Source organism: Cellulomonas sp. P4_B5_2 (genome assembly GCF_056402235.1).
The window spans coordinates 1-17,854 of the sequence record NZ_JBFUHU010000030.1; the positions used below are offsets into that span (position 1 = coordinate 1).

The following is a 17,854-nucleotide window of genomic DNA, read 5'->3' on the forward strand; positions in this document are numbered from 1 at the left end:
GGCACACCTACGTGGCCGTGGACGACGTCGAGGCAGTCCTCGACCGGATCACCGCCGCGGGCGGCGCCGTCACCACCGGCCCGACCGTCGCGGGCGAGGGCGGCACGTGGGCCGGCTTCACCGACCCGCAGGGGGTGCCGCTCCGGCTCTGGCAGCCGAAGCGCCGGCTCGGTGCGCAGATCGTCAACGCGCCCGGCACCTGGAACTTCAGCGACCTGCGCAGCGACGAGCCCGCCACCTCGTTCTACACGCAGGTGTTCGGCTGGGTGTTCGACGACCTCGGCTTCGGCACGTTGATCCGCGTGCCCGGCTACGGCGACCACCTCGCGGCCACCACCGACCCCGACATCCGCGAGCGCCAGGCCGACGTCTCCGTACCGCCGGGGTTCGAGGACGCAATCGGCTGGGTCGCGCCCGCCGTCGAGAACGWGGCGCCGCACTGGCACGTGACGTTCGCCGTCGCCGACCGCGACCAGACCGCCGCACTGGCCACCGAGCACGGCGGCGAGGTCCTGGCCAGCGAGGACACCCCGTGGGCGCTCACGACGACGATCCGTGACCCGCAGGGCGCGCTGTTCACCGGGAGCCAGTTCACGCCCCCGGAGTGAGCCGGACCTGCCCCGCCCCCCGGGGACGCCGACGCGGGCGGTGCCGCTGCGCAGGACGCCGAACCCGTCCCCGCCGTCGGCGAGGAAGTTGTTCACCGTCACGCGGTAGCTCGCGGCCAGGTCGATCGGGACTCCGCCGAGCATGATGCTCGCCGGGTTGACCGCACCGAGGGCCGGGTCGGTCGCGCAGGTGGCGTTGGCCGCGGAGTTCGCCACCGCACCGTCCCACGTGTACGAGAACCCGGCGGACGGCAGCAGCACCTTGAAGAACCCCGGGGTCGGCGTGGCCGCCGGCGAGTTCAGGCCGCAGAACTGCTGCTCGAGGAGCAGGTCGATCTGCGCACCCGTGAGGGTCAGGGTCTGCAGGATGTTCCCGAACGGCTGGACGGTGAACGCCTCACCGAACGTGACCACCCCGTTCCCCTCACCGGCCGGACTGCCTAGGTACGTGAGTGGGCCGCGCACGCCGCCGGGGTTCATGAACGCGACGACGGCGCTGCCCTGCGGGGGCGGTCCGGCGGTCGCAGCCAGCTGGGCGTCGGCGATCACGTCGCCCATGACCTGTTCCAGGTTCGCGTTCGGCGTGTTCGGCAGGTCGGCCGTGATGTGCCCGATCGGCCGGTTGGCGATCGGCGCGGCGACCACGTTGTAGCGCGCGATCAGATCGACGATCGCCTGGTCCTCCGGGACGTCCCGCGTGACGATCCGGTTGTTGATGGTGAGCCCGGCGACGTCCCGGGTGCGACGGTCGACCGTCATGTCGATGTCAGTGACGAGCCGGCCGAAGCTGTAGGCGCTCGTCGTGGGGATCCCGTCGATCACGCAGTTGTACGGCTGGTGCGTGTGGCCGCTGACCACCAGGTCCACCTCGGGATCGAGGTTGGTGACGATGTCGACGATGGGACCGGAGACGCCGGCGCAGCCGTTGATGTCCAGTGCCGTGGGCGAGCCGCCCTCGTGCACGAGGACGACGACCGCCTCGACGCCCTTCTTGCGCAGCTTCGGGATGAGGGCGTTCACCGTCTCCGCCTCGTCGCGGAACTCGAGCCCCTGGATCCCGGCGGCGCTGACGATGTTCGGCGTGCCCTCGAGGGTCATCCCGATGAACGCGATCTCGGCACCGTTGAACTTCTCGATGGAGTACGGCGCGAACAGGGTCTTGCCGGTCGCGGTGTTCACCACGTTGGCGGCGAGGAAGTCGAAGTCGGCGCCCGCGAACGGCGTGCCGTCCTGGCAGCCGTCGGTGGGGTGGCACCCGCCCCTGTCCAGCCGGAGCAGCTCTGCGGCGCCCTCGTCGAACTCGTGGTTGCCCACGGCGTTCAGGTCGAGCCCGATCGAGTTCATGGCCTCGATGGTCGGCTCGTCGTGGAACAGCGCCGACAGGATCGGGCTCGCGCCCACCAGGTCACCGGCGGACACCACGATCGAGTTCCGGTTGGTCGCCTCGAGGTTCTTGATGTGCGTCGCGAGGTACGCGGCGCCGCCGGCCAGCGTGGTGGGGCCGACGCGGCCGCTGCTGCCTGTCGGGGGGAGCAGGTTCCCGTGGAAGTCGTTGAGGGCGAGGATCTGCACCTCGACCTTCGAGCGGTCCTGGATGACTGGTGGCTTCGGCTGGTGCGCCTGAGCGGGAGCCGCTGCGAGTGCGAGCGTGAGGGCGGCCGCCGCCGCGGTGGCGACGATGCGCGGCCGACTTGTGCTAGTTCGGGTCATTTTCGGACAGTACTGCGGCCGGACCCGCCGGTCCATGGTCGGCGAACCTCCGCGCCAGCTCCGCCTGGATCCGGACGTGCCGCTCGAGGAACGCCCGCTCGTCGAGCCGCTTGCGCCGCAACCAGCCCGTCACCTCGTCGTTGCACTTGCTCGCGTTGCACGAGCCGCACGCCGGGGCGATGTTGTCGAGCGTGTAGCGGCCGCCGCGGGAGATGGGCAGGACGCAGTCGCGCTGCAGCGGCCGGTCGCTCGCCCCGCAGTAGGCGCAGCCGCCCCACTCGGCGACGAGCGCAGTCCACTGCTCCGGGCGGAGGTCGTGCTCGACGGCGGCCATCCGGCGCTGTCGGCGCTTGGCGTAGCGCGCCTGGCGACTGCGGGGTGCCGGCATGCGCCTCACGGTAGTCACGCCACCGGCGTTCCCGGCGCACCACGAGCGCGGGTCGCCCACCGAGCCGAGTCATAGCTCAGTGGGGTGTGCGCACCTGCAGCTGAGCGGTGCCGTCAGGCGTCGCTCGCTGCTGCTCGTGAACGACGTCGCCCGTGCCGGTGCCGTCCGGCTTTGACGTGCATCCGTCGACGGCCGGGACCTTGGACCGCACCCCCAGGGGCCCGCGCCGCTACCGTCACCAGCGACGACCGCKACTCACGCCGGCCCAGCTCGAGAGGATCTCAGGCACGTGACGATCACCAGACTCCCCTCGCACGTGGCAGACCCCACTTGCTCCGCCGCTGTGCGCGCCGGCGACACGCTCTACCTGGCGCACCACGCCGGCGGCTTCGATGTGCCGAGCTACGTCCACCAGACGCGCGAGGCGCTGCGCGCGCTGACCCGGACCCTGGAGTCGGCCGGGGCCAGTCCGGCGCACGTGGTCCAGGTGACGATGTGGATCCGCGAGATCACCCCCGAGCTGCGCGACGCCTGGGACGTGTTCGCGGAGTTCTTCGGCGACCAGCCACCCGCTCGGATGACCGCCACCACGGACTTCTTCGACCCCGTATGCCTGGTCCAGGTCGAGGCGATCGCCTTCCTCGGCTGACCGACGCGGCGACGTCCGGTCTGCGAGGGCGGTCGACGGTGCCGTGGAGGCACCCTCGGGCTCCTCGCGATCGTCCCGTGTCGGTGCCGCTGCTCATCGTGYCTGCGTCGTCGCCCAGGTCCCGCGCCTGGCCCGTGCTGAGGCATGGCGTCAGCCGAACGTGGACGCCCAGTCCGCTGGGGCGACAGCGAGCAGCTGCCCGACGATGTCGTCGGCAGCCCGGTCCGGATCGGGGTCGTCACTGCGGAGCCGGAGAAGCTGTTGCTCGACGTGGAGGCCACGATCGTGGCCCACTCGGAGGAAGTTGAGGCTCACCCCGTCCTGGCCGAACGCAGGCGACACCCCTCGGAGGACCAGGTCTGGTGGGACGACGAGCTCCCTGCGCAGGAGGTGTTCGGAGACGAGTCGCGCGGTGCGCCGTCGACTCGTCTCCCACGACCGGTCGGCACTGGCTCGTGCGACCTCGGCGAGGTACTGATCGCGGTCGAAGTGCAGGTCAGGCAGGTTCCACTTCGTGCCCTCGTGGTCCGCAGACTCCGGTTCGGCCGGGCCGACGAAGACACCCACGTAGTCGCGGAAGTCGACCCAGGAGATCCGCTTCCCGTCGGGTGAGAGCACGATGAAGGGCGCGATGACGCCGCACCCGGCCTCGCCGCAGGTGCACCGGTAGACCGCGACCCGGCGATCGCCGTCCAGAGGCACCAGTGGGGAGCTCGAGCCGAGCATCTGAGCCGGATCGAAGCCTCTCCACCCGCTCGCGACCGCCGCGAACGGGTCGTGGCCGTCGACCTGCATCGTGACGACCGGCCAGTCTGGCCGATCGTCGACGACCTCGAATCCCAGCGTGAGCACGGACAGGCCCGCGTCGGCCTCGGGGGCACTCGTCATGCGGGGCGGCGTGTGGCGGCACGACGTGCGCCATCGTCAGGACTGACCCATCGGCCAGCCGGGAGACCGAGAATGGGACGAGCGGCCCGGGCGAGGGCGGGGAACGCTCGCAGAACGCAACCTGGTCCGTCCGGCACGCGTCGACTACTCCGGTCCCGTGACCGAGCCGTCGAGCACCGACCCCCGCAGCCCCGAGGAGTCGGTCGCCACCGCGCAGTACGCCGTCGTCGCGCCCGCCGACCAGTCGTCCGGGTGCGGGAAGCTCACATCCGTCCAGATGGTCCACTCGTCGAGCAGGCCGGGCGCGGCGCGCTCGATGTGCGCCGTGCACTGCGCGAACGCGCGGTCGAACCCGGCATCCGCCGGGTCCGCGGACGCGTCGACCGGACCCGACAGCGGGAGGACCGCCACGATCTCGAGAGCGTGCGCCTCACCGCAGTCCACGGGGTCGGCCGTGCCGAGGTCCCACGAGTCCGGGTACTCGCGCAGGCAGTCGCCGACGACGAGGTCCGAGCGCAGCGTGTAGTCGGGAAGCTCGTCCCCGAAAGCGAAGTCGCTGACCACACCGGGGCTGGACGACGCCGCCCACACCGCGAGCCAGATCCAACCGATGCACACGAGCGTGCTCACCGCACCCACGACCACGCCGGCGATCGCCATCCCGCGGCCCTTCGTGCCGCGCCGCCGGATCCTGCGCAACGCACCGATCCCCAGGCCGACACCGACAGGCCCCGGAAGCCCCCCGAGGACCAGCAGACCCGCGATGCTGGTCACGAGGGAGGCGATCGCCAGACCCTCCGTCGGGGGCTGCACCAAGGCGCCGTACCCGAGGGGCGGGCCCCAGGCACCGGGAGTGCCGTACGACGGGGGCCCGCCGTAGGCGGCGGTGGGCCCGTACGACGGCGGAGGAGCGGGGAACTGCGGCGCACCGTACGAAGGGGGCGAGCCGTAGGCGGGAGGCTGCAGGAACGGGACGGCCTGACCGTACGCGTCAGCCTGCGGGTAGGTGCCCGGCGGGGTGTACGGGGCGGCCTGCCCGTAGGGCGAGACGGGGAGGAACGGCGTCGGCGGGGCTGCAGGGGGCGGGGTGACGGGCGACGTCGCCCCCGCGGTCGGCAGGGCGTACGGAGACGTCGCCTCCGCGGAAGGGTGGGGCTCGTCCGCCGCGCGCCCGCCGTCGAGCGCCCGGCGAGGGCCGCCCGGCGGGGCGAACGGCGTCCCGCTGGCCCCCGGTCCCGTCTGCTCACTCATCCGCCGCACGGTAACGGAGGCGGCGGGTCGGTGCGTCCGGGTCCCGACGAGGTTCACCCGCGCGCCGCACCTCGGCGATCCGGGGCAGACCTACGGCGACGTCGCGAAGCCCCAGCCCCGTCGGATGTCGAGGCAGGCGGGCTCAGCGGAGGTGGTGCTTGAGCACCCAGGTGACGGCGTCGGCGCGCGTCGAGACGCCGATCTTGCGGTAGGCGTGGCGCAGCAGAGCGACGACGACGTTGCGGGTCAGCGACAGCTGCCTGGCGATGTCGTCCAGCGTGCCGCCGCTGCCCAGTGCGGCCAGGACCATCCGCTCGGCAGGGCTCAGCTCGTCGGCCCCGAGCTCGTCCGGTGTGTGCTGCGACGATCCCGCCGTCGGGTGCCCGGAGCGGCATCCCGAAGTCACCTGCTCGCGCACGGTGCGCTCGGCACGCGAACGGCGGAAGTCGTCGGCGATCTGCTGTGCCTGACCGCTCACCACCCGGCGGTAGCTCTCGTGGAGCAGCGCGGTGCGCGCCGCCGACGGGTCCGCGTCGCGCGCGGCCTGCCAGGCCCGCTTGGCGGCGCGAACGTCTCCGTCGGTGATGTCGATCCGGAAGTTGGTCACATGTTCAACTATGCGGCCCGCGTGGCCCGATCGCCCCTGCGGAGCCGTGGTTCACCCCCTCGCTGGCGCATCTCACCCCCTGACGGTCGCGCGGGCACCACTGATCGCGCGGCGGCTGTTCGCCTAGGGTCTGACACCAGCGAGGGCGGCTACGGTGCCCCGGCAACCGGCGAGCTACATGATGGTTGTACCGAGGTTCCGTCCGCTGTTCCGCCCATCTGTCGGGCCTCTGGTTGCCGGTGCTCATCGAGCTCGAAGGGATGACCGATGCGTCAGATCTGGACCCGGGGCGCGGTAGCGCTGTGGCTCGTCGCCAGCGCCGTGTTCATCGCCATCTGGTGGTTGAGCGCCGACGACGCCAGCGTGAGCTCCTGGATCTTCGCGGTCGTCGTCATCGTGGCGTTGGCAGCTTTCGGAACCATGCTCGGTCGCAGCGTCAGAGCGAACCGAGCAAGTTCGAAGCGCTGAGCTGGCGATGCTTGCGCCGAGGGATCGACCGCATGGCCTCCGTCGCACAGCGTGTCGAGCGTGCAGCCAGGCGGGAGATTCGGGTCGGGCGCGTTCGGCGCAGTGTCGGCCGGTCCCTGCTCGAGGAAGGTGTCGCGGTAGGGCGGGTTGTCGGTGCTGTCCCACCGGAGTCGCTCGAGCAGGCGCCCGGTCTCGGGATCGACGACCAGTTCCTCGTAGGGGCGGGTCACCTGGACTCCGGGGCGCCCGGTGCTGTCGGTGACGTCACCACCGAGGCTCGTGTCAGGAAGCTGCGCGGCGACCTGCCAGAGCGCCTGCCGCAGGGCGGGCGGCGCTGGGCTGTTGACGAGCAGGTCCTCGACCGCGCCCCAGACCGTCTGGGCCGACAGCGAGTCTGGGCTCGTGGCATCGGAGTACCGGCGCAGGGCCTCTTCCAGAGCGGCAGGTTCGGTGGGCAGGGCGAACAGCTCGTCCCAGCTGATCCCGGGGCCGAACAGTGCGCGGTTCTGCAGCGTCGGCTCGGGGCTCCGGATGGAGTCGACGACCACGCTCCAGTCCCGGTGTCCGGTCCACGTTTCGATGCGGGCGCTCTCGACTCCATTGCTGGCGTCGTTCCAGACGTCGGAGGTCTGCACGGAGTGCCAGTAGGCGGCATCACGAGACACGTCCGGCTGCTCGCCGGCGGCCTGACCGGCGCGGATGAACAGCTCTGCGGCACTGGCGGTCGAGACCGGGGTACCCCCACCGGTGCTGAGCACCGGGATCGCGACGATCGCGAACGCCGCGGCAGCGCCGACCAGCACGGTCAGGCTGATCCGCCGAGCCCGTAGCCGGCGAAGCGGTTCGACCACGGCGGAGCGCGGGGCGCCGACCTGGTCGGAGAGCTCGAGGCGAGCAGTGAGCTGGGCGTAGGCGCCGGCCAGGCCGTCGGGGTCCGGGGAGCCGGTCGGGCCGATGTGGGTGAGGCGGTCATCGAGCGTGGGCGTGTTCACAGCGTCCTCCGGGCAAGGTCGTCGATGCGGTCGGTCGTGTCGGTGCCGGTGCGGGAGTCACCGGGCGACGGCTCCTCGCCAGGCGGGTCGACAAGACCGGACAGGCGGCGCCGCGCCCGATGCAGTCGGACCTGGAAGGTCGCCACGGTGACGCCGTGCACGGCCGCGGCCTGCGCGGGCGTCAGGCCGTCCCACGTGACCAGCAGAAGCGCCTCGCGATCGACGGACGAGAGGGCGGCCAGCCCGCGGAGCATGGTCATGCGCTCGATCGCGAGCAGCTCGGCGCCCGGCGTCGGAGCCGGCGACACGGAAGCGAGGCGGGCGAGCTCATCGTGGAGGATCCGCTGCCGGTAGTGCGATCGGTTGGCGTTGGCGATCGTGTTGCGGGCCACGACGATGAGCCACGGCAGCGCCTCACCGGGGACCTCCGCGAGACGGCGCCAGGCCACGAGAAACGTCTCGGAGACGACCTCCTGGGCGGTGTCCGGATCGACGTGCCGCATCGCGTAGGCGTGCACCCGAGCGGCGTGAGCGGACCACAAGCCTTGGAAGTGCTCAGCGGCGGTGTCACGTCCACCATGCCGTCGCGCCGGGTCGTCCTGTTGAGTTCCCATGCTCTGAGATGTCCGGCCGAGCCCGGGACTTACAGCCGGCGCTGAGATCGGCGGGAAGTGGTCCCCGCATCGTCACCCGGACGGCTCAACGACGTCTGAGCGACGGCGTTCAACGGCGGGCAGGCAGCCCGATCCAGATCGCCGCGGAGGTAGGCCAGCACGCCGCGCAGCGTACGGCCCGGCGGCCGGGCCTTCGCGCGCACACCTGCTACTTCCTCGGCGATACCCGCCTGCGGCGTTGTCGGCAGCGATGTTGATTGCGCCCGTGGCATCGCTCAGCACGTTCAGTCATCGTCGAAGCAGGCCGGCCGAGACAACGACAACCGAACAGAGACCCCGACGTGACCGTGCGACCGGGCGCAAGCGACCCGCGACCCGTCGTCCACCCTCGCGCCGACTACGATCGGCGAGCGGGAGCAGGCGAACTACACGGGAGTTGTCCCGAGGGTTCCACGGACCAAAGCGCTGATCCCCCGGGCCTCTAGCTCAATTGGCAGAGCAGCGGACTTTTAATCCGCGGGTTGTGGGTTCGATCCCCACGGGGCCCACTGTCTGACCTGCGGTTTTGCCGCGGGGCACTCCCTTCGGCGGCCGGCCGAGACGGGGGGTGGTCACACTCTGGTCACGCACGCGCTTCGGCAGGCGCCCAACGAGGCGTTCGGCCGCATCGCGCCCCACACCAGGCAGCAGGTGCGCGTAGGTGTCGGCCGTGATCGCGATGCTCGAGTGCCCGAGGATCTTCGACACCACGGCGATATCAACGCCGTCGGCCAGCATCAGCGATGCCGCGCCGTGCCGTAGGTCATGCAGTCGCACTCGGCGCAGGCCAGCTCGGTGGACGAGGTCGGTAAACGCCTTCGTAACCGCGTCGGGGGCGTGTGGCTCACCGTTGGCCCGTGCGAACACCAGGTCATGGTCCACGTACGCCGATCCCCACTCGGCGCGCTCCAGGTCCTGGACGAGGCGATGCGCCTCGAGGGTTGCGACCGTGCTCCGCGCCAGCTCGACGACTCCACCGTCTCGACCTTCGGTCTTGGGCGAACCGAACTGCCGACCCTTGTGCACGAGGCCGCAGTACGAGCACGGCACTTCCGAGGGCAGCCCGATGACCTGCCGCCTCACGGCGAAACTGCCGCGCTCGAGATCGACGTCGGCCCACATCAAGCCGAGCGCCTCGCCGCGCCTGAGCCCCGTGAACGCGATCACCTCGAACAGCGCACCGAGGTCGTCAAGGGCCGCCCTATCGAGGAAAGTGGCCAGCTCCTCTGGGCCCCAAGGCGACACCCGCGGGCGACGGACGGCGGGCATCTCAAGGTCCTCGGCAGCATTTAGCGTGACGAGCCGCTTGCGCTTGGCCGAAGCCAACGCTGAGCGCAGGGTCGCCCGAACACGCTGGACGGTCGCCGGCGATAGCGCACGTCCGTGAGGGCCGCTGCGATCCAGGAGGCCACAGAGCGCGGCTTCAACTTCGGCGGGCCGTAGATCGCGTAGTCGGCGTCGCCCCATGAGCGGGATGAGGTAGTGGTCGACGTGCTGGCGGTAGGAACGAAGCGTGGTGGGCTTGATCCCTCCTGCAGCCTTCTGCTCGAGCCACCGATCGAGGTACTCCGCCACAGTCATCGACTCGTCGTAGGCCATCGTGCCGTCGGCGATAGCCGCGGTTGCCCGCGCTCGCGCAAGCGCGGCCTCCTTCTCAGTCGGGAACCCGCCCTTCTTCTGCTGCCGGCGGCTTCTCCAGCGGCCATCGGAGCCCGGCCCGGGCCCGAGATCAACGATGTAGTACCAGGTGCCGTGGGCCTTCCTGCATGGCGTGGACCTTCCTGACTTGTCCGCCGGGACGACGCACGCGCACCTCTTGAACACGCCGGGGGTCATGGCAGGACCGCCTGAATCATCTCGACCAGCCTCGGTCCCGGCCGGGCCGAACCGCGACGTCCGGGCTCACCCGGAGCGAGCCATCCGGCCGCACGGCACGCCTTCACCCAGCCTCGGGCGGTGTCGAGGGGGATGTCCCGCTCGATGCAGACGGTCCGGTAGACGCCTTCAGCCTGCAGGAACACCCAGGCGAACTCGAGGAGTTCCCGGTCTGTCCGGGGAGGTCGCCCCGCCTTGCTCGGGGACGGCGCTGGCCAATCGCGCACGAGTTCAGCCGTGGCGTTGAGCGGCGGTCGTCGAGTCAGTCGGGAGATGGCCGGGAGCGACACGAGGATTCTCGTGGCATATCTCAACTCCGTGCCCCGGTGTGGGTCCTCCGCTGGATCGTCGGGACGAAAATACGGCACGTACCCCTCCGGGAACTCGCTAAGTCCTGTCGCGACCTCGAGCAGCGAATCGGCCGCGACGATCTGCGCAACCGTGAGCGTCTCGAGCGCCTCGTGGATCAACCCGAGCGGTACGCGCCGCAACACGCGGGACGTGACGGCGGGAGCAAGGTCGGAGCCTGCCGGCACGGCGGCCTCCAGCTCGAGCGATGCGATCCTCCACGACGCACCGTGCGCGAGCAGCCGGCCATCCGCTCGCCATAGCCGTTCCTCATCCGGCTCTGGCCACGTCAGCGTGTACCGCCATCTGTGGTTGTCCTTCGGGTCGTGCACGTCGCCGTCGAGGCGCAGGAACAAGGTCGCCGCGGCGGCCCCTTCCCCTGCCGAGTTGCGATGAGCAGTGAGCATGACCGCCCCTTCGTGGACCCGATCCACAGCCCATACAACCTCGGGTGCGTGCTTCGTCATGGCGCCACCATGCCCGCGTGTCCATTGGTTGTCAACCTGGTGTCCTCATACGGTCGTAAATTCGCCCCGGCATCTCACCGGGTCGGTATTCGACGCTCCCCACTGAACCCGGTGCCGTTCTGAACCGGATGCGCTCAACTGATTGATATGACCACCAAGCGCGAACAGTTCGACAACCTCGTCCACCGCCTCGCGGCACAGAAGCGCCTCCCTGATCTCGGTGAGCGCCGCCGTCTCCGCGAGACCCACGGGATCTCTCTTCGTACTGCCGGAGCTGCGACGGGCGCCTCGCCGACCGCCATCTCGGCGTGGGAGTCCGGCAGGTACTTGCCCCGGGGAGAGCACCTTCTCGCATACCTCGACTTCCTCGACCTCCTGATGGAGATGGAGGAGCCGAGCGCATGAGCGGGATCGACACGGCACCGCGGAGGGCCCTGACGGTCGAGGAGGTCCTCTCGCTACCGGCGGCCGTCGATCTCAGCACGGCTTGCCGGGCGCTGAACCTCGGGAGGACCGTCGGCTACGAACTCGCTCGCAACGGCGAGTTCCCCTGCGCCGTACTCCGAATCGGCGGTCAGTACCGCGTCGCCACTGCGCTGCTTCTCATCACGCTCGGCCTGGACCCGGTCACGAACTCGGCCGCTGCGTGAACACCCAGCCCAGCCCCGTCCTCGTTAAGTACCACCAATCCCAACAACCCAGTGGCACCTCGTGGCCTCGTTGCCCGACGAAGGGTCACCTCGTACTCCGCCGCTTCGCCTCGGGCCAGGTGACCTACGGGCGTTGCGGGCGGCTCCGCTGTCACGCTTGCATCACGCCCGCGGTCTACGACCGCGCTGCGGCCATCTCCCTTGCGCGCCCATCCCACCTCATCACGCTCACCCAGGTCGGGCCCGCATGGAACGAGATCAAGGCTGGTGTTCAGCTGTTCGTGCGCGCGCTCAAGGCGCTTGCTGGCCCCGTGGAGGCGGCGTACCACGTCGAGGTGAATCCCGCCGGCACGGGCAACCACGTGCACATGTGGGCGCGCACCAAGCGCGTGACACGGCCCTCGATCGCCCTCGCGGCCGAGCGGGCGCACCTCGGACCCATCGTCGACGTCAGGCGGGTTGATCTCCCGCGGGACGGCGAGCGGTTGACGGGGGCGACCTACGGGATGAAAGCCTGCCTCCGACGACCTGATGGTGCATCGTCGCTCTGGCCGCAGGCCGAGGAGTACCTCCATCTGAACGGCGATCGTCTCGAGCACCACACCCAGGGCTACTACCTCGACCGAGGCGGCGCCCAGGTTGGCGTGCGGCGCGCTGAGGCGGAGGCTCGCGCGGCCTATGGGCTCAGCGGCGGTTGGCACATTGCCGGGCTCGATTGAGAGATTCCTGCGTTTCCTGCGTGCTCCTACGCGCGCGCACGCGTGGCGACGCGCGGCCCGCTGCACCGAACTGGCCCGTCGACGCCACGAGGTGTGCGTGCCGCCCTCTGGCGCGGGCAAGCGCGCCCGACGTCAGGCGACGCTTTGGTACATGTCGCCGCGCGCTGGCGACCGAGACGGCCAGGTAGCGGGTCTCTTCGGGACCCACTCTGCCGCGGCCCTGAACAACCGACTAGCGTGCGCTAGATGGCGATCGATGGGCTATATCCAGTGGCGCTCCTCGGTGCCGCCCACAACTCACTGTCGCGGGAGGCCGCCAACAGACGTGATTGGCACCTCCGACTCGGCTACCTCACCGTCCTCGCCGCCATTCCTTTGCTCTTCGTGTCCGCGGCCGCCTTGAAGACCGGGTCATCCATAGCCCTTTCGATCGGCGCGGGGCTCCTCGCCTCAGGGGCGATGACGTTCCTATTTGGGGAGCGCGTCGTGCGGCGGTCGGCACCGCTCCCTCGAACGACTCACAGCGGCCACGAGCGGCTCGAATCGAAGCCCGACTGGCGAGCCCGGGTGCATGCAGATCGCGCCTGGGCGCATGCCCGCGGCCAGGCCGAGTTGGAGATGGAGCTGGGCGGGATCGTCGACGTCCTCTACTGGCCTGGCGAAACCGCCTACGGCACTGACGACGACGTCTCGTGAGCAGCCCGATGGGGTGGTCCCCCTCGGCAGACCAGCACGCAAGCGACTTGGTTCGGCGGGCGGCGAACATCCTCTACGTCGAGGCAGAACGAGTGGCCCGTTCCACAGGCGCGGACAGCGTCGGCAAGGGGCATGTCGAGGCGGCGGCCGACTCGCTCCGCGTCCTAGGGCAGCGGCGGCGGGAAGCCTGGCCAGGAGTCCTCGCGGACGCCGGCTGGGCCCTAATCGGGCTGGCAGGCGGCGGCATGATCAGCATCCAGTTCGCCGACATCACGCCGGTGGCCGTTGTGTGGGCGTGCGCCGGACTCGGGTTGGTAGGCGTCGCGCTCGCTTCAGTTGGAGTTACTCGGCAGCTCTCGCGCTCGTAGCGCATTCCCCTGTCGTCGCCCACGGCGGATCGGCAGATCGACTGCCGGATCCGACTGGGGCCCCGGAATCGCGGTAACGGGCGTGGCCAGTTCCGTGACCATCGCGTGACCACCCCGGCTCTGACCTGCACCGATAGTGCCGGCGTCGGATATGCAATCCGCTGGATCGTCTTGATCCGCACCCGATTTGCGTATCAGCGCGTGCGTAGCGTGCCCTCACTGTCCGCCTCAGAGAGTCGGCACCGGGAACGCCCACGTAGACACCATCCCTGAGCCTTGCGCAGGCCCGGGCCGCGTCACCGCGTCGCCCGCCCTCTCGCGCTCGGCGAGGACATGGTTCAGCGCGAGGAGCTGGGCCAGCACGTCGGCGTGGGGGTCGAATCCGTAGGCGTCCATCACAGCCGAGTCGAGTTCAGCGTGGAGGTCGCGCAACGTTGATTTGCCCGGGCGGCGCAGTACGTCGTACTGCTGCGCCAGCGTGACCCCCATCGAGAAGGACTTCGCGCGGTGCTCGACGATCTTCGCGGCCGCCTGCGCGACTCGATCGACGATCTCCACCGTCGGGTCCTGCGGCCACGGAAAGTGGCCACCGACGTTCTTCGACGTGTAGGTGAGGCGTGTCTCGAGCGTGGTGCACTTCTCCCGGAACCAGTCCGTGTGCAGCTTGCTCTGAAGGACTCCCAGCGAGTAGTCGTCGCTGAACGGGAACGCGACCGCCGAATCCGAGATGTGAAAGCGAGGATCGACGAACGAGAAGACTGGCCCGCGGAGTTCGCTCGAGGTTCGGGTGAGCACTATGTACCGCGGCAGCTTCTCCAGCGCCTCAAGCATCTCAGCGCGCCGGTAGCCGAGCATCCACCAGTTCTCGGCGAACCGGACATGGTGGACGTTGGTTCGCGCGTCACGGTTTCGCGCCAGGATCTCCTGGTTCACCGCCACCTGCGCTTGGGCCTTGGCCTGCCGGTCGGCCATCGCAGTGGGCTCGAGATACGCGAGCAACTTGGGGTACCGGGCCCAGACGTCGTCCGAGTCGCGCCCCGGGATGTCGATGACCCAATCGTTGACGTCGGTGCTGTGAAGCATCTCCTGGCCACCCAGGACCGCATGGATGACCTCGGCGTCAGCGGGCTCCGCTCGAATGAGAGCGCGCGCCTCGGTCCCGCTCACCTTGAACGCCTCCACCACCCCGAAGGTCTGCCCCTGGTAGAACGAGTCCTTGTTCGCTCCCAGGGTCTCGGTGGTTCGCAGGTCGGTGAGCGCGGAGAGAGAGCCGGAGATCTCGGCGACCTCGACACGGCGCTGACCGTCTTCGAGCCACAGCACCCTCGCCGCCGGCGGAACGCCGCCCTTCTGCCAGTTGACGATCGATACGGTGACCTGCGCTTCCCCCGACCACGGCATGTGCGACACGGCGTCGAAGATCACGCCATCGTGGTCGACGATGTAGTCGAGTGATGCCTTTCGTCCGTCACCCTGCTTGATCGACTTGGTGCCAACGAAACCCGCACGCCCTCCATCCGGGAGGTGGTCGTGAGCCTTGGGGAACCAGTACGTCACGAAGTCCGCCACCCCCTGGGGACCGTACTTCTCATCGAGGCGGGCAACGTAGTCAGCGCCAAGTTCCCCGATCATTCCGCGCCGTCCGATGTACGGCGGGTTGCCGATGATGACGTCGGCCCTCGGCCACGGTGAGAAGAGTGCGTCGGAGCAGCTGATGACTCCGTCGAGGTTGTCTAGGGGCAGGATCGTGCCCTCGTCACCGAGTTCGTCGGCGGCGAGCTTCTTGCCGAGCTGCATCGTCACCTTGGCCACCTCGACGGCGAACGGGTTGTTGTCGATGCCCAGGAAGTTCTCGGGCTGGACATAGCTCAACGACGCTTGCTGCGAGCCCCGCTTCGCACGGAGCTTCTCGGTGATTTCGTGCTCGATGCGCCGGAGCTCGCGATAGGCGACGTAGAGGAAGTTCCCCGATCCGCAGGCGGGGTCGAGAACGCGGTAGGTCATCAGGTCGGTCAAGAGGGCGTTGAGCTCTCCTACCTTCGTCGAGGCGTCGACGCGCTCCCGCCACGGGTCCACGATGCAGGGGCCGACGATCTTCGCGATGTCGGCCTGGGAGGTGAAGTGCGCACCCCGCGCGTGCCGCTCACCGGAGTCCATCGATCCCTCGAAGAGCGTGCCGAAGATCTCAGGGCGTACGCCCGCCCAGTCTGTCTGGGCAGCGTCTCGAAGAAGGGCGAGTTCGCTGTTGGTTAGCTCCTGTGGATGCACGTGAGCAAAGAGGCCGCCGTTGAAGTAGGGCGTGTCCTTGAATCGACCACCGGGGGTCTTGCCCGGGGCGTTCATCTCGTGGAAGAGCCCGCCGATGAGGTCGAAGGCTTCAGCCCCCGTGTGGGCGTCCGTGATGGCCTCTGTGAACGAGTGCCGTGGCAGAAGCCCGATGTCCTCGGAGAACATCGCCATGACGCACTGGAGCACGAACCGCTGCGCTACCACCGTCGATACGCCGCGCTCCTTCATCGACGTGAAGACGAGAGCAACCTCTGCCGCAGCAGCTCGAGTTACCTGGACGAGGTCGTTGCCGAAAGTCGGCGGGACCTCGGTCGGCAACATGAATCCAAGGACCTCCCACCGCTGCGGGAGGTCCTCGATCCGGACGACGTCGACCGGTTCGTCGAGCTGGTTCTCGAAGTCGTACACCCAGAACTCGTCGAAGTTGCAGAGCACGACGTATCGCGGTCGGTCGGGGACTGCGCGCACCCAGTAGTCGAACGCCTGCCTGTAGTGCTTGCGCAGCGGCGTGCCGGCCTTCTTCATCTCGATGAGCACGCGGGGCTTCCACATCAGGTCGGCGAACCCGGTGCCTCTGTCCTCGCGCTTGCGAAGCCGTGACTCGAACTCCGCACCGGCGTCCTGGACCCCCTCGTGTCCGAGCGCCCGGAAGAGTCGGTCTAGGAACGACTGGGCCTCGCCCTTCTCATCCCCCCGCAGCTTCTCGTTCCTCCAGGCCACGAATGCCGAGAGGTCCGCTTTGAGGTCTGGAGTCGACGGGTTGATCGCGTTGGGCATGTCCGCAGCGTAGGGTCAGCGCCTTTCCCGCGGACCCTGAACGCGCGCTGTCTAGGCACCAAGAGTCGATCGCCACGGGCTTGAAGTGGTGGTCACGACACTGGTCACGGTGTCGTTATCGAGGTCCGGTGAAGGCTGGCACGATCCGACACCGCACTGGCGCTCATGGCGGAGGATCCGGCAGACCTCGGTCACGTCCGGCCCTGCCCGCCCTCGTCACCGCGTTCTTTTAATCCGCGGGTTGTGGGTTCGATCCCCACGGGGCCCACCCTGCAGGACCGCCAGGTGTCGGCTGTCGCCGGGTGAGTCGAGGACGGGACTGCGACACACGACGCCGCAGGCCCGTCTCGCGCGCCGGTATCCCCGCCCACAGTCCCGACCCCTTACCAGTGCGGCGGTTCATCGCTGGGCGAACAGCCGATCCGGAATGGTGGCCGGGGGGCGACCGTTCGGATGAGCAGCACCCGCGGAGCCCGCGCTCCGCCCCCTGCACCGAGACGAGGTACCTGGACATGAGCACCACCACGATCGACCACACAGTCACCCCCGCCGAGCTCACCCGGCAGGACCGGTGCGACCGTTGCGGCGCCCAGGCCTACGTCAAGGCGACCCTCCCGACGGCCGACGGCATGGACCTGCTCTTCTGCGGCCACCACTTCCGGGCGCACGAGCTCAAGCTGGTCGCGGCCGGCGCGGCGATCCACGACGAGCGTCACCGCATCGACGAGCAGCTGTCCGACAGCTACACGCCGACCGCGTAGTACCCCGCGTCGAGGTCCGCGAGCAGCTCCGGGTTCGTCGGCTCCCAGCCCAGCAGCTCTCGCGTGAGCTGGCTCGAGGCCGGGATGTCGAGCGCGAAGAACCGGCCGATCCAGCCGAAGTGACCGTCCACGTCGGACGGGTCGATGGACACGGCGGGCACGCCGAGGGTGCGTCCGAGCGCCTCGGCGATGTCCCGCGTCGGCACTCCCTCCTCCGCCACCGCGTGCACGACGGACCCGGTGGGCGCCCCCTCCAGCGCGAGCCGCACGAGGCGGGCCGCGTCGAGCCGGTGCACCGCGGGCCAGCGTGCGGAGCCGTCCCCGACGTAGCCCGACGCGCCTGCCGCGTGAGCGACGCCGGCAAGGGTGGCGACGAAGCCGTGGTCGCCCTGACCGTGCACGGTGGGCGCGAAGCGCACGCTGACCGAGCGGACCCCGCGGTCGGCGTGCCCGAGCGCGAGGTTCTCCGCGCCGCCGCGCATGCTGTCCGGTCCGTGGCTCGGGTTGGCGTCGCGCTCGGTCACCGCCCGCCCCGGTGTGAGGCCCGCGACGCCGGACGCCAGCAGGAACGGTCGGTCCGACCCCTCGAGGGTGGCGAGGAACGTCTCCACCGCCGCCCTCTCCGTGCGCCACGCGCCGGGCATGTCGGAGAAGTCGTGCTTGAAGCCGAGGTGGACGACCGCGTCGGCC

16 protein-coding genes, 1 tRNA gene and 2 pseudogenes are annotated in these 17,854 nt (G+C 69.7%); 8 read left to right on the forward strand and 11 right to left on the reverse strand.

Features of this window, described 5'->3' with window-relative positions; all coding sequences use genetic code 11:
* Positions 1–17: 17 nt before the first annotated feature.
* Positions 18–608, forward strand: a complete 591-nt coding sequence (locus AC1DUQ_RS03650) for a VOC family protein (RefSeq protein WP_477073409.1) — start codon at positions 18–20, stop codon at positions 606–608.
* A 111-nt stretch (positions 609–719) separates the two neighbouring features.
* On the opposite strand, the pseudogene AC1DUQ_RS03655 reads toward AC1DUQ_RS03650, so the two are convergent.
* Together AC1DUQ_RS03655 and AC1DUQ_RS03660 are read right to left on the reverse strand one after the other, a co-directional pair.
* Positions 720–2,354, reverse strand: a pseudogene (locus AC1DUQ_RS03655) (bifunctional metallophosphatase/5'-nucleotidase); the annotation flags it as partial.
* Entirely contained in the window at positions 2,305–2,706 is a 402-nt protein-coding gene (locus AC1DUQ_RS03660; RefSeq protein ID WP_477061133.1) for an HNH endonuclease, read from the reverse strand. The gene AC1DUQ_RS03660 and the pseudogene AC1DUQ_RS03655, both read right to left, overlap by 50 nt.
* Before the next feature lie 316 nt (positions 2,707–3,022).
* On the opposite strand from AC1DUQ_RS03660, the gene AC1DUQ_RS03665 reads away from it, so the two are divergent.
* Positions 3,023–3,355 carry a RidA family protein gene (locus AC1DUQ_RS03665; RefSeq protein ID WP_477073407.1) on the forward strand — a complete coding sequence of 111 codons (333 nt, stop codon included), beginning with the start codon at positions 3,023–3,025 and terminating at the stop codon, positions 3,353–3,355.
* A gap of 150 nt (positions 3,356–3,505) precedes the next feature.
* On the opposite strand, the gene AC1DUQ_RS03670 is transcribed toward AC1DUQ_RS03665, so the two are convergent.
* The 5 genes from AC1DUQ_RS03670 to AC1DUQ_RS03690 all read right to left on the reverse strand — a co-directional run bounded on the left by AC1DUQ_RS03670 (position 3,506) and on the right by AC1DUQ_RS03690 (position 8,064).
* Positions 3,506–4,243: a hypothetical protein gene (locus AC1DUQ_RS03670; RefSeq protein WP_477061131.1), complete on the reverse strand. Its 738-nt coding sequence runs from the start codon at positions 4,241–4,243 to the stop codon at positions 3,506–3,508.
* Between the two features lie 144 nt (positions 4,244–4,387).
* Positions 4,388–5,494, reverse strand: coding sequence for a DUF4190 domain-containing protein (locus AC1DUQ_RS03675; RefSeq protein WP_477061130.1), 1,107 nt, complete (start codon positions 5,492–5,494; stop codon positions 4,388–4,390).
* Between the two features lie 142 nt (positions 5,495–5,636).
* Entirely contained in the window at positions 5,637–6,101 is a 465-nt protein-coding gene (locus AC1DUQ_RS03680; RefSeq protein ID WP_477061129.1) for a helix-turn-helix transcriptional regulator, read from the reverse strand.
* A gap of 272 nt (positions 6,102–6,373) precedes the next feature.
* A complete protein-coding gene (locus tag AC1DUQ_RS03685; protein ID WP_477061128.1) occupies positions 6,374–7,372 on the reverse strand; it encodes a hypothetical protein in 999 nt (332 codons plus the stop codon).
* Positions 7,373–7,557: 185 nt separating this feature from the next.
* A complete protein-coding gene (locus AC1DUQ_RS03690) occupies positions 7,558–8,064 on the reverse strand; it encodes an RNA polymerase sigma factor (protein ID WP_477061127.1) in 507 nt (168 codons plus the stop codon).
* A 586-nt stretch (positions 8,065–8,650) separates the two neighbouring features.
* On the opposite strand from AC1DUQ_RS03690, the gene AC1DUQ_RS03695 reads away from it, so the two are divergent.
* Positions 8,651–8,723 (forward strand) — tRNA-Lys (locus AC1DUQ_RS03695).
* 199 nt (positions 8,724–8,922) lie between these two features.
* On the opposite strand, the pseudogene AC1DUQ_RS03700 reads toward AC1DUQ_RS03695, so the two are convergent.
* Together AC1DUQ_RS03700 and AC1DUQ_RS03705 are read right to left on the reverse strand one after the other, a co-directional pair.
* Positions 8,923–10,050, reverse strand: a pseudogene (locus tag AC1DUQ_RS03700) (tyrosine-type recombinase/integrase); the annotation flags it as partial.
* Entirely contained in the window at positions 10,047–10,904 is an 858-nt protein-coding gene (locus AC1DUQ_RS03705) for a hypothetical protein (protein ID WP_477061126.1), read from the reverse strand. The pseudogene AC1DUQ_RS03700 and the gene AC1DUQ_RS03705, both read right to left, overlap by 4 nt.
* 147 nt (positions 10,905–11,051) lie before the next feature.
* Here AC1DUQ_RS03705 and AC1DUQ_RS03710 point away from each other — a divergent pair, with 147 nt between their 5' ends.
* The 4 genes from AC1DUQ_RS03710 to AC1DUQ_RS03725 all read left to right on the forward strand — a co-directional run bounded on the left by AC1DUQ_RS03710 (position 11,052) and on the right by AC1DUQ_RS03725 (position 12,969).
* Positions 11,052–11,309 carry a helix-turn-helix domain-containing protein gene (locus tag AC1DUQ_RS03710; RefSeq protein ID WP_477061125.1) on the forward strand — a complete coding sequence of 86 codons (258 nt, stop codon included), beginning with the start codon at positions 11,052–11,054 and terminating at the stop codon, positions 11,307–11,309.
* Positions 11,306–11,554: a hypothetical protein gene (locus AC1DUQ_RS03715; protein ID WP_477061124.1), complete on the forward strand. Its 249-nt coding sequence runs from the start codon at positions 11,306–11,308 to the stop codon at positions 11,552–11,554. The genes AC1DUQ_RS03710 and AC1DUQ_RS03715 overlap by 4 nt, the downstream gene beginning before the upstream one ends.
* A 119-nt stretch (positions 11,555–11,673) precedes the next feature.
* The gene (locus tag AC1DUQ_RS03720) at positions 11,674–12,273 is read left to right on the forward strand and encodes a hypothetical protein (RefSeq protein ID WP_477061123.1); all 600 of its coding nucleotides are present in this window, start codon (positions 11,674–11,676) and stop codon (positions 12,271–12,273) included.
* Positions 12,274–12,519: 246 nt separating this feature from the next.
* A complete protein-coding gene (locus tag AC1DUQ_RS03725; RefSeq protein ID WP_477061122.1) occupies positions 12,520–12,969 on the forward strand; it encodes a hypothetical protein in 450 nt (149 codons plus the stop codon).
* A 596-nt stretch (positions 12,970–13,565) separates the two neighbouring features.
* Here AC1DUQ_RS03725 and AC1DUQ_RS03730 read toward each other — a convergent pair.
* Positions 13,566–16,403 carry a DNA methyltransferase gene (locus AC1DUQ_RS03730; RefSeq protein WP_477061121.1) on the reverse strand — a complete coding sequence of 946 codons (2,838 nt, stop codon included), beginning with the start codon at positions 16,401–16,403 and terminating at the stop codon, positions 13,566–13,568.
* Between the two features lie 512 nt (positions 16,404–16,915).
* Here AC1DUQ_RS03730 and AC1DUQ_RS03735 point away from each other — a divergent pair.
* The gene (locus AC1DUQ_RS03735) at positions 16,916–17,164 is read left to right on the forward strand and encodes a DUF7455 domain-containing protein (RefSeq protein ID WP_477061120.1); all 249 of its coding nucleotides are present in this window, start codon (positions 16,916–16,918) and stop codon (positions 17,162–17,164) included.
* Here AC1DUQ_RS03735 and AC1DUQ_RS03740 read toward each other — a convergent pair.
* Positions 17,146–17,854 (reverse strand): Rossmann-fold NAD(P)-binding domain-containing protein (locus AC1DUQ_RS03740; RefSeq protein WP_477073408.1); only part of this gene is annotated, 709 nt, incomplete at its 5' end. The two genes, AC1DUQ_RS03735 and AC1DUQ_RS03740, sit on opposite strands and share 19 nt — an antisense overlap.